Source organism: Streptomyces sp. NPDC088766 (genome assembly GCF_044750845.1).
Classification (GTDB): domain Bacteria; phylum Actinomycetota; class Actinomycetes; order Streptomycetales; family Streptomycetaceae; genus Streptomyces.
Window position 1 is genome coordinate 115,893 of the sequence record NZ_JBIVKQ010000019.1, and the last position, 14,969, is coordinate 130,861.

A 14,969-nucleotide genomic window follows, 5' to 3' on the forward strand; every position below is an offset into this window, starting at 1 on the left:
GAACGCGCCCCGCACGCGCCCGGCGGACACTAGGGTCGGCGCATGCTCCTGTGGATCAACGGTCCCTTCGGGGGCGGCAAGACACAGACCGCACACGAGATCCGGCGCCGGTTGCCGGGCAGCGTCGTCTGCGACCCCGAACTCGTCGGCTTCGGGCTGCGCCGCATGCTGCCGCCGGACCTGCGGGGCGACTTCCAGGACCTGGTGTCCTGGCGGCAGGGTGTCGTCGAGGTCCTCGACCTGGCGCTCCGCGAGCACGACGGCGTGGTGATCGCCCCCATGACGGTCACCGACCCGCGCCACTTCGCCGAGACCGTCGGCCGACTGCGCGAACTGGGTCACGACGTACACCACTTCACGCTCCTCGCCGAGCGGGAGACCGTGCTGAAGCGGCTGCGCGAGCGCGGACCGGTGCGCCTTCTGCGGTTCCTCGCCGGGAGGAACACGGCTGTGCGCGGAGACAGCTGGGCCGTTCGCCGGCTCGATCACTGCCTGGAGCGGCTGCGTGAGCCGGAGTTCGCCGAACACCTGTGGACGGACCACACGAGTGTGCCGAAGACGGCCGACCGCATCGCCGTCCTGGCCGGGCTGACCCTGCGGCCGAACACGGACGGGGCGCTGCGCACGCGGCTGCGCCAGGCGCGGGTGGGCCTGAAGCACATCCGGCTCGACTGAGGACCCGCTCCGGTGGAAGCCGCCCGGTCTCCCCTCCTGGGAACCCCGGTCTCCCCTCCTGGGAACAGGGCCCGACGGGCTACGGTGACGGCGTGAAACTGCTTCCGGGACGGAGCGCGCCCGCCCGCTGGACCGCGTGGTGGGCCGTCATGACGTCGGCCTTCTGGCTCCTGGGCCGCATCGGGGGCCAACGGCCGAACCTCCTGGGCTGTGCCGCGACCGCCGTCCTCGCGATCCTCGTGGGAGAACTCGGCGACGGTCTGCGACGCCGCCGGGCGAGGAGCCGCGCGGCGAGGACGTCGGCGGGCACCGGCGGCTCCGCGGGCTGACGCCGACGCCCTGCCGTCCCGAAGCGGCGGGGCGCCCGCCCTACCTGAGGACCCCCTCCAGGAAGTCGCTGCCCAGCCGGGCCACCCTCGTCACGTCGAGCTGGTGCAGCACGTACCGGCCGCGCCGACGGGTGGTGATCAGGCCCGCCTTCTTCAGGACGGCCAGGTGCCGCGATATCTCGGGCGCCGTCATGCCGTGCACCTGAGCCAGCTCGCTCGTGGTGTACGCGCTGCGGGCCAGATGGCGGCAGATCCGCATCCGGACGGGGTGGGACAGGGCCGTCATCCGCAGGGTGAGCTGCTCGACCGACGGCGGCGAGGCCGGCTCGGGGGAGCCGACGGGGTAGTGCAGCACGGGCTGCCAGCCGCTGCGGTGCAGCACGCTGAGGTGGGGCCGGCCGAGGCTGGTCGGCACCAGGAGCAGCCCGCCGTCCCCGGTGACCGTACGGCCCTTGACGAGTTTGTCGACCTCGATCCGGCCGGCCGCCTCGTCCAGGCTCAGGGCGGGGGACACCGCCGCCAGGGCCTCCGCCAGTCCGCGGTGCCGCAGCAGTTCCGTCTTGTGCCGGGCGTCCGTCGTCAGCTGGTGGCTCAGCCGCGACCAGGTCTCCGCGAAGAACGCCTCGTCGCAGTCCTCCAGGAAGCGCCGCAGCCACGCGCGCACGCTGGGCGGGTCGTCCAGCAGCCGCTGGGTGAACCGCACCTGCCGGGGACCGCGTGAGGCGGCCACCTCCAGGGCCCGCCGCCGCACGCGCTCGTCCGTGAGCACCAGTGGTTCGTAGGAGCCGTAGTCCATCACGCAGGTGAACTCCAGGGCCGCGTCCACGAACTGTTCGTCCGACAGCTTGTCGAGGAGGTCCAGTTCCTCGGCGAGCGTCCCGCGCGGCAGCGTGCTGCGCCCCGGGATGCCGGCGTACGGCAGGAAGAGGTCCGAGAACGTCGACCGCCACAGGAAGTCGGCCTCGCACATCCGGTCGGCGAGATGCGGGTCCAGGCGCGCGGTGACACTCGTGACCCAGCCCTGCAGCCCCGGATGGTGCCCCGGCTCGGACAGCGCGTGCAGCGCCATGCCGAGCTCGGCGAGCGGGGACGGCACGATCGCGACCCTCTCCGGCCGCAGCCCCGCGATGTCGATGCTCACGCTCATGCCCTCATGGTGCACCCCGCCACCGACAACGCCGTCGCCGGTCGACGGTGGCCGCCCACCGGCGCGACGCGGGGGCGGCGCATGGCCGGCCGGTCCTCGACGACATCGGCCGGTCCCCGACGACACCGGCCGGCGCCTATCCGTCCACCCGCCCCCGTGCCGCGCCGTCCTCCGCCCTCAACCGGGCCACGAAGTCGGCGACCGCCGTCCGTACGTCCCCGGCGCTCCACTCCAGGCCGGGGGCGCGCACGTCGACCTCCGTGACGGCCAGGCCCGGTACGGGCGCGTCCCAGGCGTGGGCGAAGAGCAGGGTCCCGGTCTCCTCGGCCGTACGGATCGCGGCCTCGGCGACGACACCGTCGCCGTAAGCGTCCACGGAGTCGTCCAGGTCGTACACCTCGCCGGCCGCGTCCAGGAGAGCGAGCCGCTGGCGGATCGTGCTCTGGAGACCCGAGTGCGCGAGCACCCGCCGCGCGCTGCGGGCCGCGCGCCTTCGCCGTTCCCGGCGCAGCCTGCGCCGCTCGTCCTCCGGCACCGGCTCCGAGTCCGGCACCGGCACCGGCTCCGAGCCGGGTTCCGGGCCGAACGGCTCCTGTCCGTAAGCCCGCGGGGGCTGATCCGCCGTATCACTCATGCCGTGGATCATTTCGCGCGCGTGGCCGCACGGGCACCCGGTTTCCGCGCCGGAGGGAAAGTGCGGTTACCCACAGCCTGTGGACGGCCGGGGCCCTCGGCAACCGATCGCGTTAACATGACGAGAAATCGTCCGGTACCCAGAGCGGACTGGAACGGGAAGGCCGCCGTCGCGTGAGTACAGTCCAACAGCCAGACCCCAGGGACCGCCCCGCGCGGCTCACCGTCGGCGTCGTCGGCGCCGGTCGGGTGGGCCCCGCCCTCGCCGCCTCCCTCCGGCTCGCCGGGCACCGCCCGGTCGCCGTCTCCGGCGTCTCCGACGCCTCCCGGCGGCGCGCCGCGACGATGCTGCCGGACGTCCCCCTCGTCAACCCCGCCGAGGTCCTGCGGCGCGCCGACCTCGTGCTGCTGACCGTCCCCGACGACGCCCTCCCCGAACTCGTCGAGGGCCTCGCCGAGACCGGCGCCGTCCGCCCGGGGCAACTGCTCGTGCACACCTCCGGCCGGTACGGCGCGCACGTCCTGGACCCCGCCCTGCGCGCGGGTGCGCTGCCACTGGCCCTGCACCCGGCGATGACCTTCACCGGTACCGCGGTGGACGTCCAGCGCCTGGCCGGCTGCTCCTTCGGCGTCACCGCACCCGACGAACTGCGGCTGGCCGCCGAGGCCCTCGTCATCGAGATGGGCGGCGAACCGGAGTGGATCGCAGAGGAGAACCGGCCGCTCTACCACGCGGCCCTCGCCCTCGGCGCCAACCACCTCGTCACCCTGGTCGCCCAGTCGCTGGAGCTGCTGCGCGCGGCCGGCGTCGAGGCTCCCGACCGGATGCTCGGCCCGCTGCTGGGCGCGGCCCTGGACAACGCGCTGCGCTCCGGCGACGCGGCGCTCACCGGCCCCGTCGCGCGCGGCGACGCGGGCACGGTCGCCGCCCACGTCGCGGAGCTGCGCAGGCACGCCCCGCAGAGCGTCGACGGCTATCTGGCGATGGCCCGCGCGACGGCCGACCGGGCCCTCGCCGGCGGCCTGCTCAAGCCGGAACTCGCCGAGGACCTCCTCGGGGTACTCGCCAAGGGGACCGACGGCGCCGAGGGAGATGCCCGATGACCACGACCCTGCTGCGCACCGCGGGTGAACTGCACGCACGCACGCGTGCGGGCCGTCGCGCCGTGGTGATGACGATGGGCGCCCTGCACGAGGGCCACGCCACTCTCGTCCGCACCGCGCGCGAGATCGCCGGACCGCGGGGCGAGGTCGTCGTCACGGTCTTCGTCAACCCGCTCCAGTTCGGCGCGGGCGAGGACCTCGACCGCTACCCGCGCACCCTGGACGCCGACCTCAAGATCGCCGAGGAGGCCGGTGCCGACGTCGTGTTCGCCCCGTCCGTCGACGAGGTCTATCCCGGCGGCGAGCCCCAGGTCCGCGTCAGCGCCGGCCCGATGGGGGAGCGCCTGGAGGGCGCCGCACGCCCCGGGCACTTCGACGGGATGCTCACCGTCGTCGCCAAGCTTCTGCACCTGACGCGCCCCGACGTGGCCCTGTACGGGCAGAAGGACGCCCAGCAGCTCGCCCTGATCCGGCGCATGGTGCGCGACCTCAACTTCGGCGTCGACATCGTCGCCGTGCCGACCGTGCGCGAGGACGACGGCCTGGCCCTGTCCAGTCGCAACCGCTACCTGTCACCGGCCGAGCGGCGCACCGCGCTCGCCCTGTCCCGGGCCCTGTTCGCGGGCCGTGACCGGCACGCCGCGCAGGAGGCGCTGCGGGCACGCGCGCGTGAGGTGCCCGCCACCCACACCCGTGCGGAGGCGCTCAGCGCCCTGGGCGAGTCCCGCGCGGCCGCCGACGCGCACGCCGTGGCCAAGGCCGCCCCCGGCTCCGTGGCCGCCGTCCGGGCCGCCGCCCGCACGGTCCTGGACGAGGCCGCGCGCATGGTCCCGCCGCTGCGACTGGACTACCTCGCCCTCGTCGACCCGTCCGACTTCGGCGACATCGAGGACGACTTCACCGGCGAGGCGGTCCTCGCGGTCGCCGCCCGGGTCGGCACGACCCGGCTGATCGACAACCTTCCCCTCACCTTCGGAGCCGCCTCGTGACCAGCACAGGCATACGACTGCACGCGCCCGCGCCCGGGTGGTCCATCTCCGCGGACGTCGTGGTCGTCGGTTCCGGGGTGGCCGGCCTCACCGCCGCCCTGCGCTGCGAGGCCGCGGGACTGACGACGGTCGTCGTCACCAAGGCCCGCCTGGACGACGGTTCCACCCGCTGGGCGCAGGGCGGCATAGCCGCCGCGCTCGGCGAGGGCGACACGCCCGAACAGCACCTCGAGGACACGCTGGTGGCGGGCGCCGGCCTGTGCGACGAGGACGCGGTACGCCTCCTGGTCACCGAGGGCCCCGACGCCGTACGGCGGCTCATCGAGACCGGTGCCCACTTCGACGAGTCCGAGGGGGGCGGCCTGGAGCTGACCCGCGAGGGGGGCCACCACCGCCGCCGTATCGCGCACGCGGGCGGTGACGCGACCGGCGCGGAGATCTCCCGCGCGCTCGTCGAGGCGGTCCGCGCGCGCGGGCTGCGCACGATCGAGAACGCGCTCGTCCTGGACCTCCTCACGGACGCCGACGGCCGCACCGCAGGCGTCTCCCTGCACGTCATGGGGGAGGGCCAGCACGACGGCGTGGGCGCCGTGCACGCGCCCGCGGTGATCCTCGCCACCGGCGGCATGGGGCAGGTCTTCTCCGCCACCACCAACCCGTCCGTGTCGACGGGCGACGGCGTCGCGCTCGCGTTGCGCGCGGGTGCGGAGGTCTCCGACCTGGAGTTCGTGCAGTTCCACCCGACCGTGCTGTTCCTCGGCCCGGACGCGGAGGGCCAGCAGCCGCTCGTCTCCGAGGCGGTGCGCGGCGAGGGTGCCCACCTGGTCGACGGCAACGGCGCGCGCTTCATGCTGGGGCAGCACGAGCTGGCCGAGCTGGCGCCCCGGGACATCGTCGCCAAGGGCATCATGCGCCGCATGCAGGAGCTGGGCGCCGAGCACATGTACCTCGACGCCCGCCACTTCGGCGCCGAGATGTGGGAACACCGCTTCCCGACCATCCTCGCCGCCTGCCGGGCGCACGGCATCGACCCGGTCACCGAGCCCGTCCCGGTCGCCCCCGCCGCCCACTACGCCTCCGGCGGCGTGCGCACCGACTCGCACGGCCGGACCACCGTGCCGGGCCTCTACGCCTGCGGTGAGGTCGCCTGCACCGGTGTGCACGGCGCGAACCGGCTCGCCTCCAACTCCCTCCTGGAGGGCCTCGTCTACGCCGAGCGCATCTGCGCCGACATCGCGGCGAGCCGGTCGGCGGACGGCCTCCCCGCGCGCGTGCCCGCACCCGTCGAGCATCCCGACAAGCCCGCGCACCCCCTCCTCGCCCCCGAGGCCCGGTTCGCGATCCAGCGGATCATGACCGAGGGCGCGGGCGTCCTGCGCTCCGCCGACTCCCTGGACAAGGCCGCCGAGCAGCTCCAGCGGCTGCACGCGGAGGCCCGCGACGCCCTCGACGAGAACGGCAAGACCGCCGAGCCCGGCGTCGACACCTGGGAGGCCACCAACCTCCTGTGCGTGGCGCGCGTCCTGGTCACCGCCGCCCGGCTGCGCGAGGAGACCCGCGGCTGCCACTGGCGCGAGGACCGCGCCGAGCGCGACGACACCGACTGGCGCCGCCACATCGTCGTACGGCTGAATCCGGACCGGACGCTCGCCGTACACACCACCGATACCGCAGACTTCCCCCCGACCCGGCACCAGCAGGAGCAGTGACAGAAGTGAGCACCCCCGAGGACCTTCCCCTCGTCCAGAGCGGCGGCTGCGGCGACGGCTGTGCCTGCGGCACGGACGCCGACCTCACCGGCGAGGAGTACCTGGAGTGCGGGCTGGATCCCGCGCTCGCCCAGCTCCTCGCCGACGCCGGGCTCGACCCGGTCGAGGTCGAGGACATCGCCAACGTCGCCATCCAGGAGGACCTGGCCCACGGCGTGGACGTGACGACGGTGGCGACCATCCCCGAGGACGCGGTGGCCACCGCCGACTTCAGCGCGCGCGAGGCGGGCGTGGTGGCGGGCCTCAGAGTCGCCGAGGCCGTCCTCTCGGTCGTCTGCACGGACGAGTTCGAGGTCGAGCGCCACGTCGAGGACGGCGACCGCGTGGAGGCCGGACAGAAGCTGCTGTCGGTCACCACGCGCACGCGTGACCTCCTCACCGCCGAGCGCAGCGCGCTGAACCTGATGTGCCGCCTCTCCGGCATCGCGACCGCCACGCGCGCGTGGGCGGACGCCCTGGAGGGCACCGGCGCCCGCGTGCGCGACACCCGGAAGACCACGCCGGGCCTGCGGTCGCTGGAGAAGTTCGCCGTGCGCTGCGGCGGTGGCGTCAACCACCGCATGTCGCTGTCCGACGCGGCGCTGGTCAAGGACAACCACGTGGTCGCCGCGGGCGGCGTCGCCCAGGCCTTCCAGGCCGTGCGGGAGGCCTTCCCGGACGTGCCGATCGAGGTCGAGGTCGACACCCTGCACCAGCTGCGCGAGGTCGTGGAGGCCGGCGCCGACCTGATCCTGCTGGACAACTTCACGCCCGAGGAGTGCGCGGAGGCCGTCGGCGTCGTCGGCGGGCGCGCGCTGCTGGAGGCGTCCGGCCGGCTCACCCTGGACAACGCCAAGGTCTACGCCGACACCGGTGTCGACTTCCTGGCCGTGGGCGCCCTGACCCATTCCTCGCCGATCCTGGACATCGGCCTGGACCTGCGAGCGGCGGAGTAGGAGCGGGATCCGGCCATGCTGCTGACGATCGACGTAGGGAACACGCACACCGTGCTCGGCCTGTTCGACGGGGAGGACATCGTCGAGCACTGGCGGATCTCGACGGACGCCCGCCGCACGGCCGACGAGCTGGCGGTCCTCCTCCAGGGCCTGATGGGCATGCACCCCCTCCTCGGGGTGGAGCTGGGTGACGGCATCGACGGCATCGCCATCTGCGCGACCGTCCCGTCCGTCCTGCACGAGCTGCGCGAGGTGACCCGCCGCTACTACGGCGACGTTCCCGCGGTGCTCGTCGAGCCCGGTGTGAAGACGGGCGTACCGATCCTCTTCGACAACCCCAAGGAGGTCGGCGCCGACCGCATCATCAACGCGGTCGCCGCCAACGAGCTGTTCGGCGGTCCGGCGATCGTCGTGGACTTCGGCACGGCGACCACGTTCGACGCGATCAGCGCGCGCGGGGAGTACGTCGGCGGCGTCATCGCGCCCGGCATCGAGATCTCCGTCGAGGCCCTGGGCGTCAAGGCCGCGCAACTGCGCAAGATCGAGGTCGCCCGGCCCCGCAGTGTGATCGGCAAGAACACGGTCGAGGCGATGCAGTCCGGCATCGTCTACGGCTTCGCCGGCCAGGTCGACGGTGTCGTGGGCCGGATGGCCAGGGAACTGTCGGACGACCCCGACGACGTGACGGTGATCGCCACGGGCGGGCTGGCGCCGATGGTGCTGGGCGAGTCCTCGGTGATCGACGAGCACGAGCCGTGGCTGACGCTGATCGGGCTGCGCCTGGTGTACGAACGGAACGTCTCGCGGATGTGAGCGGGTGGGCGGGCGCGTGGAGGGCGGGGCGACCCGGCGGAATCGTGCGCCCGACCCGGTGGAACAAGGCGCGCCACGCCCACTCCTTATGTCGAATTTGTCCGATTAGCGCGTATCGTCGCCGCATGCCCACGCCCTACGGATCCCGCGGCGGCATGGTGTTCGGTGCGCAGGAGCTGCGTGTGCTCCGCCGCGCCCTCGCCCTCGCCCTCCACCCCGGTCCCGCCTCGGCCGAGGACGTCCAGGACTGCCACCGTCTCGCCGCATCCCTCGACGAGGCCGTGTGCGAGGCCGCCCGGCTGCGGGCCTTCCTGGTGTCCGACCTCGCCCGGTACCGCGCCGCCCTCCCCGGCACCGCCGCCGGGTACCTCACGCTCCTGGAGGAGGTGCTCGGCGCCGGCCACCGGCCCGAGGCCGACGACCTCGCCGCCCTGCGCGCCCTGCGGGGGAACCCGACGGCGGCCGCCCTCCTGGAACGCTGCCAGGTCCTCGCGGAGCAGGACGTACGCGCCCGCCTCGCCCGCCGTACGGCCCGCCGGACGGTCACGGCCGCTCCCGTGGTGCCGGCGTCCCGTACGCGCCTCCTGGCCCTTCCCGGGGGCCGTTGCGCGACCACGGAGGAGGCCGTCGGCCCCGACCGCCTGGCGGTGGCCGCCGAGGAGCCGACGCCGCGGCCCGCGCGGAAACCCGCCGAGAAGCCGCCGGCCGCGCCCGCCCCCGGGCCCGTGAAGCCGCAGGAGCCGGGACCCTCCCGCCGGCCCGTCCCCACCCCGGGCGAGGTCTTCCCGCGTCGCAAGCCCGCCTCCCCGTCCTCCGTCTCCCCGTCCACCGGCCTCCGTGAACGGCTCGCCGTCGGCTGACCGGGCGCCGCCGACACGATCCGCGGTAGCGCGACCCCGCCCCGATGTCCCGTTCCTCCCTGGCTACCCTGGATCCATGGACTATGTCTCCGCGCTTCTTCCCCCCGTCGTCATGGCCGTCTTCTTCATCGGCTTGATCAGGGTGATCGTGAAGACCCAGGGCGGCACCAACAAGGCCAAGGAGGACGCGGCCGTCGACGCCGCCCTCGCGCGCGCGGAGAGCGCGCGCCGGCCCTCCGCGAACACCGAGGCCTGACCGCACGCAGGTCCTCGCACGTCCCACGCGCGCCCCTCGGGCGTACGGCCCCGCACCGGGTGCCGTGCGCCCTTTTTGTTCGTTCTTGTCGAAGAACGTGCACGTCCGGCACGCGATTGACGTGCTCTCCCACTATTGTTCTGAGTTGTGCCTCGCCCCTTGGGAGAACTCGAAGACGCGGTCATGACGCGGGTGTGGAAGTGGAACCGCCCGGTCACCGTTCGGGAAGTCCTGGAAGACCTCCAGAAGGAACGGTCCATCGCCTACACCACGGTGATGACCGTTTTGGACAATCTCCATCAGAAGGGCTGGGTGCGCCGTGAGGCGGAAGGCCGGGCCTATCGATATGAGGCGGTCTCCACGCGTGCTGCCTACGCCGCCGCCCTGATGAACGAGGCCTGGTCGCAGAGCGACAACCCCGCCGCCGCTCTCGTCGCCTTCTTCGGGATGATGAGCGACGAACAGCGGCACGCCCTGAGCGATGCGGTACGCATCGTCCAGGGACCCGAAACTTCCGAACGCCCGGAAGCCGGGAGTGCGCGGGAGAACCCCGGGTCCGCGACGGAGACCGACGGGCGATAGCGTCCGCTCATGTCAGCACAGAGCCCTGAAGTCAGCGCTAAAGCCATCACCGTCCGCCGGGCCCGGACCAGCGATGTCCCCGCAGTGCGTCGTCTCCTTGACGCGTACGTCCGCGGCGGCATCCTGCTCGACAAAGCGACGGTGACCCTTTACGAGGACATCCAGGAGTTCTGGGTCGCCGAACGCGACGACAACGCCGAGGTCGTCGGCTGCGGCGCGCTGCACGTGATGTGGGAAGACCTCGCGGAAGTCCGCACGCTCGCGGTGAAGCCCGGCCTGAAGGGCTCCGGCGTCGGTCACCAGTTGTTGGGGAAGTTGCTGCAGACCGCGCGCTGGCTCGGTGTTCGCCGGGTTTTCTGTCTGACCTTCGAAGTGGACTTCTTCGGCAGGCACGGCTTCGTGGAGATCGGTGAGACGCCCGTCGACACCGACGTCTACGCGGAGCTACTGCGTTCCTATGACGAGGGCGTCGCGGAGTTCCTCGGTCTCGAACGAGTGAAACCGAACACCTTGGGCAACAGCCGGATGCTTCTGCATCTGTGATCGCCGGGTCCCATTCCGGCGGAGTCGCCTTGCCCGGGTGCCCTATGTCCGAAACGCGCACGTTTCCGTGCGGGGGACGGGCGGCCGGTCTCTCCCGAGGGTTTGTGTTTTCTCGGCAAAAGCGGTTTGCTTTCCGATGTACTGCAGTACTGCATATATCAAGGGGCGGTGAAACGGCGGAACGCCGCAGACCCCCGGCCCTCACGTTATCGATGAAAGGAAATCCGGTGGCACAGAAGGTTCAGGTCCTTCTTGTCGACGACCTCGACGGCGGCGAGGCCGACGAGACCGTGACGTTCGCGCTGGACGGCAAGACGTACGAGATCGATCTCACGACTGCCAATGCGGACAAGCTGCGCAGCCTTCTCGACCCGTACGTGAAGGGCGGCCGGCGTACCGGAGGTCGTGCTTCGGGTGGACGCGGAAAGGCGCGCGCCGCTGCCGGTGGCAGCCAGGACACCGCTCAGATCCGCGCGTGGGCGAAGGAGAACGGCTACGAGGTCAACGACCGCGGCCGTGTTCCCGCGACCATTCGCGAGGCCTACGAGAAGGCCAACGGCTGAGCGCAGGCGCGCCGCAGCCGGACACGGTGACAGTGCGTCGCCAGCGTGTCCACCAAGCGCACCAGGTCGGGGGCGCCCCCAACGCCCCCCAAGGCCGACATCGTCGGCAGCGAGGCCTCGACATCGCACCCTCCGACGGGGGGCCGCATCCACACGGCGGCCCCCTGCAGCGCTGTTCCGAGGCGCGTCCGGCCCGGCGGCAGGGGCGCCTCGAAGGCCCCGCCCGCGCCGGTCGCCGTCAGATCCAGCGGCAGCGCGTCCCACTCCAGCCACCGCAGGATTCCCGGCAGTTCCTCCGCGCTCCCCGCCGCCACCAGCAGCCGCATCCGGTCGCCCCGCACGGCCACCGGAGAACCCGGCGCCAGATGCCGCAGCGCCGGATGCCCCGCCTCGGCCGGCACATCCAGGACGTCGAAACGCAGGCCCACCCGAAGCCGTACCGGCTCTCCGGGCACCGTCGCCCAGCCCAGTTCGTTCTCGTACCAGCCGCGGACGCTCTCGGCCGGACCGCCCGGATCGAGTGCCCTGCGGGGAAGGGGGACCGTGGATGCCGCAGCGACGGCCGGGGACACGGCTGCCGGGGAGAGCGCCGCGGAGGCGTCCGTGGCGGCGGTGGAAGGGATGATCCGGGGCGCGGGCGGGGGCGGGGGTACGGGACCAACCATGCCGAGTGCAACGGTCCCGAAGCCCTCCGGGTTACGCTGGGCGCTCAGTCGGGAGCGCAGAGTCGCGACACGGGGGGCGTGCGGGGGTGCCGGGAGGGCAAGGTTGTTCGCCCGTAGCGGAGGGAACGGGCGCCCACGGCATGGAGTGTCGGTCCCAGCGGGTAAGACATCCCTAGTGGGAGGGGGCGACACGCAGAAAACGGGAGTCTCACGTTCGCCATCGGCGTACTGGCGACTGGGGTAACTGTCTGGCCTGCGGGAACATCGTCTCGCACCATCGGGTTGGAGCAGATGTCGGCGTTCGGGGTCAGGAGGCCATCGACGGTGTCGGCAGTTGGAATGAGCGGTCCCCGCTTGCGGGACTAAGCTGCGGAAGGACAGGGAGGGGAAGTTCCCTTCACTGCCTGACCGCTCTGAGGAGCGATTAACGATGTTCGAGAGGTTCACCGACCGCGCGCGGCGGGTTGTCGTCCTGGCTCAGGAAGAAGCCCGGATGCTCAACCACAACTACATCGGCACCGAGCACATCCTCCTGGGCCTGATCCACGAGGGTGAGGGTGTCGCCGCCAAGGCCCTTGAGAGCCTCGGGATTTCGCTCGAGGCGGTCCGCCAGCAGGTGGAGGAGATCATCGGGCAGGGCCAGCAGGCTCCGTCCGGGCACATCCCCTTCACCCCCCGTGCCAAGAAGGTCCTGGAGCTGTCGCTCCGCGAGGCCCTTCAGCTGGGCCACAACTACATCGGCACGGAGCACATCCTGCTCGGCCTGATCCGTGAGGGCGAGGGCGTCGCCGCCCAGGTCCTGGTCAAGCTGGGTGCAGATCTGAACCGGGTGCGGCAGCAGGTGATCCAGCTGCTCTCCGGCTACCAGGGCAAGGAGACCGCCACCGCCGGCGGGCCTGCCGAGGGCACGCCCTCGACGTCCCTGGTCCTCGACCAGTTCGGCCGGAACCTCACCCAGGCCGCTCGTGAGTCCAAGCTCGATCCGGTCATCGGGCGCGAGAAGGAGATCGAGCGGGTCATGCAGGTGCTGTCCCGCCGTACCAAGAACAACCCGGTCCTGATCGGTGAGCCCGGCGTCGGCAAGACCGCCGTCGTCGAGGGCCTCGCCCAGGCCATCGTCAAGGGCGAGGTGCCCGAGACCCTCAAGGACAAGCACCTCTACACCCTGGACCTCGGCGCGCTGGTCGCCGGCTCCCGCTACCGCGGTGACTTCGAGGAGCGCCTGAAGAAGGTGCTCAAGGAGATCCGCACCCGCGGCGACATCATCCTGTTCATCGACGAGCTGCACACGCTGGTCGGTGCGGGTGCCGCCGAAGGCGCCATCGACGCCGCTTCGATTCTGAAGCCGATGCTGGCCCGCGGTGAGCTCCAGACCATCGGTGCGACCACGCTGGACGAGTACCGCAAGCACCTGGAGAAGGACGCGGCCCTCGAGCGCCGCTTCCAGCCCATCCAGGTCGCGGAGCCGTCGCTGCCGCACACCATCGAGATCCTCAAGGGCCTGCGCGACCGGTACGAGGCGCACCACCGTGTCTCGATCACCGACGAGGCGCTGGTCCAGGCCGCCACCCTGGCCGACCGGTACATCTCGGACCGCTTCCTGCCGGACAAGGCGATCGACCTGATCGACGAGGCCGGTTCCCGGATGCGTATCCGCCGGATGACCGCGCCGCCGGACCTGCGCGAGTTCGACGAGAAGATCGCCGGCGTCCGCCGCGACAAGGAGTCCGCGATCGACTCGCAGGACTTCGAGAAGGCCGCCTCCCTCCGCGACAAGGAGAAGCAGCTCCTGGCCGCCAAGGCCAAGCGCGAGAAGGAGTGGAAGGCCGGCGACATGGACGTCGTCGCCGAGGTCGACGGCGAGCTGATCGCCGAGGTCCTCGCGACCGCCACCGGCATCCCGGTCTTCAAGCTGACCGAGGAGGAGTCCTCGCGTCTGCTGCGCATGGAGGACGAGCTCCACAAGCGGGTCATCGGCCAGAAGGACGCCGTCAAGGCGCTCTCGAAGGCGATCCGCCGTACGCGCGCGGGCCTCAAGGACCCGAAGCGTCCGGGTGGCTCGTTCATCTTCGCCGGCCCGTCCGGTGTCGGTAAGACCGAGCTGTCCAAGGCGCTCGCCGAGTTCCTCTTCGGTGACGAGGACGCGCTGATCTCCCTCGACATGTCGGAGTTCAGCGAGAAGCACACGGTGTCGCGTCTCTTCGGTTCCCCGCCCGGATACGTGGGCTACGAAGAGGGCGGCCAGCTGACCGAGAAGGTCCGCCGCAAGCCGTTCTCCGTCGTCCTCTTCGACGAGGTGGAGAAGGCCCACCCGGACATCTTCAACTCGCTGCTCCAGATCCTGGAGGACGGTCGTCTGACCGACTCCCAGGGCCGGGTCGTGGACTTCAAGAACACGGTCATCATCATGACGACCAACCTCGGCACGCGGGACATCTCCAAGGGCTTCAACCTCGGCTTCGCCGCCGCGGGCGACACGAAGTCCAACTACGAGCGCATGAAGAACAAGGTCTCGGACGAGCTGAAGCAGCACTTCCGGCCCGAGTTCCTCAACCGCGTCGACGACGTGGTCGTCTTCCCGCAGCTGACCCAGGAGGACATCCTCCAGATCGTCGACCTGATGGTCGGCAAGGTCGACGAGCGCCTGAAGGACCGGGACATGGGCATCGAGCTCTCCCAGTCCGCCAAGGAGCTGCTGTCCAAGAAGGGGTACGACCCGGTGCTGGGTGCGCGTCCGCTGCGCCGCACCATCCAGCGCGAGATCGAGGACACGCTCTCGGAGAAGATCCTCTTCGGCGAGCTGCGTCCCGGTCACATCGTGGTCGTGGACACCGAGGGCGAGGGCGACGCCAAGACCTTCACCTTCCGGGGTGAGGAGAAGTCGGCCCTGCCGGACGTCCCGCCGATCGAGCAGGCGGCCGGCGGCACGGGTCCGAACCTGAGCAAGGACGCCTGACCCCGAGGGGTTGAGCGCAAGAGAGGGGCCGGGCCCCGCCCCCCCGCCCCCCGGGGGCCCCCGGGGGGCGGGCCGCGCAGCCACCGGCCCCGCATGGGCCGCGCGAGGGGAGGGGGGGGGGCGGGGCGGCCCCGCAGCGGGGCTGGCGGC

Annotated in this window: 15 protein-coding genes and 1 pseudogene; 13 read left to right on the top strand and 3 right to left on the bottom strand. The window is 72.0% G+C overall.

Translation table 11 applies throughout. From position 1 onward, the window contains the following. The first annotated feature begins 42 nt into the window (after positions 1–42). Both ACIP5W_RS24820 and ACIP5W_RS24825 read left to right on the top strand, forming a co-directional pair. Positions 43–675: an AAA family ATPase gene (locus tag ACIP5W_RS24820; RefSeq protein ID WP_401477543.1), complete on the top strand. Its 633-nt coding sequence runs from the start codon at positions 43–45 to the stop codon at positions 673–675. 92 nt (positions 676–767) lie between these two features. Further along, on the top strand, positions 768–1,004 hold the full coding sequence (locus ACIP5W_RS24825; protein ID WP_401477546.1) for a hypothetical protein: 237 nt from the start codon (positions 768–770) through the stop codon (positions 1,002–1,004). Between the two features lie 40 nt (positions 1,005–1,044). On the opposite strand, the gene ACIP5W_RS24830 is transcribed toward ACIP5W_RS24825, so the two are convergent. After that, positions 1,045–2,151, bottom strand: a complete 1,107-nt coding sequence (locus ACIP5W_RS24830) for a DUF5937 family protein (protein WP_401477549.1) — start codon at positions 2,149–2,151, stop codon at positions 1,045–1,047. Positions 2,152–2,287: 136 nt separating this feature from the next. Then, positions 2,288–2,518 (bottom strand): annotated as a pseudogene (locus ACIP5W_RS24835) (threonine aldolase); the annotation flags it as partial. 440 nt (positions 2,519–2,958) lie between these two features. Here ACIP5W_RS24835 and ACIP5W_RS24840 point away from each other — a divergent pair. The 10 genes from ACIP5W_RS24840 (at position 2,959) to ACIP5W_RS24885 (ending at position 11,198) form a co-directional block, all read left to right on the top strand. Beyond that, positions 2,959–3,888, top strand: a complete 930-nt coding sequence (locus tag ACIP5W_RS24840) for a Rossmann-like and DUF2520 domain-containing protein (protein ID WP_401477552.1) — start codon at positions 2,959–2,961, stop codon at positions 3,886–3,888. Beyond that, positions 3,885–4,877, top strand: a complete 993-nt coding sequence (gene panC, locus ACIP5W_RS24845; protein WP_401477554.1) for a pantoate--beta-alanine ligase — start codon at positions 3,885–3,887, stop codon at positions 4,875–4,877. The genes ACIP5W_RS24840 and panC overlap by 4 nt, the downstream gene beginning before the upstream one ends. Continuing rightward, the gene (locus ACIP5W_RS24850) at positions 4,874–6,586 is read left to right on the top strand and encodes an L-aspartate oxidase (protein ID WP_401477557.1); all 1,713 of its coding nucleotides are present in this window, start codon (positions 4,874–4,876) and stop codon (positions 6,584–6,586) included. Before panC ends, ACIP5W_RS24850 begins: the two co-directional genes overlap by 4 nt. Positions 6,587–6,591: 5 nt before the next feature. After that, complete coding sequence (gene nadC, locus ACIP5W_RS24855) at positions 6,592–7,581, top strand: carboxylating nicotinate-nucleotide diphosphorylase (RefSeq protein WP_401477560.1); 990 nt, start codon at positions 6,592–6,594, stop codon at positions 7,579–7,581. 15 nt (positions 7,582–7,596) lie between these two features. Continuing rightward, positions 7,597–8,394, top strand: coding sequence for a type III pantothenate kinase (locus tag ACIP5W_RS24860; protein WP_401477563.1), 798 nt, complete (start codon positions 7,597–7,599; stop codon positions 8,392–8,394). A 155-nt stretch (positions 8,395–8,549) separates the two neighbouring features. Next, on the top strand, positions 8,550–9,254 hold the full coding sequence (locus tag ACIP5W_RS24865; RefSeq protein WP_401477672.1) for a hypothetical protein: 705 nt from the start codon (positions 8,550–8,552) through the stop codon (positions 9,252–9,254). Positions 9,255–9,330: 76 nt separating this feature from the next. Further along, on the top strand, positions 9,331–9,510 hold the full coding sequence (locus ACIP5W_RS24870) for a hypothetical protein (protein ID WP_401477566.1): 180 nt from the start codon (positions 9,331–9,333) through the stop codon (positions 9,508–9,510). A 183-nt stretch (positions 9,511–9,693) separates the two neighbouring features. Then, entirely contained in the window at positions 9,694–10,092 is a 399-nt protein-coding gene (locus tag ACIP5W_RS24875; protein WP_401477675.1) for a BlaI/MecI/CopY family transcriptional regulator, read from the top strand. A 9-nt stretch (positions 10,093–10,101) separates the two neighbouring features. After that, on the top strand, positions 10,102–10,635 hold the full coding sequence (locus ACIP5W_RS24880; protein WP_401477569.1) for an amino-acid N-acetyltransferase: 534 nt from the start codon (positions 10,102–10,104) through the stop codon (positions 10,633–10,635). A gap of 227 nt (positions 10,636–10,862) precedes the next feature. Continuing rightward, positions 10,863–11,198 (top strand): Lsr2 family protein, encoded by a 336-nt coding sequence (locus ACIP5W_RS24885; protein ID WP_401477572.1) that lies wholly within the window; start codon positions 10,863–10,865, stop codon positions 11,196–11,198. Here the strand turns inward: ACIP5W_RS24885 and ACIP5W_RS24890 are convergent. Then, a complete protein-coding gene (locus ACIP5W_RS24890; RefSeq protein WP_401477575.1) occupies positions 11,177–11,863 on the bottom strand; it encodes an SCO3374 family protein in 687 nt (228 codons plus the stop codon). The genes ACIP5W_RS24885 and ACIP5W_RS24890 overlap by 22 nt on opposite strands. A 430-nt stretch (positions 11,864–12,293) precedes the next feature. On the opposite strand from ACIP5W_RS24890, the gene ACIP5W_RS24895 reads away from it, so the two are divergent. Then, positions 12,294–14,819, top strand: a complete 2,526-nt coding sequence (locus tag ACIP5W_RS24895; protein ID WP_401477578.1) for an ATP-dependent Clp protease ATP-binding subunit — start codon at positions 12,294–12,296, stop codon at positions 14,817–14,819. Positions 14,820–14,969 lie beyond the last annotated feature (150 nt).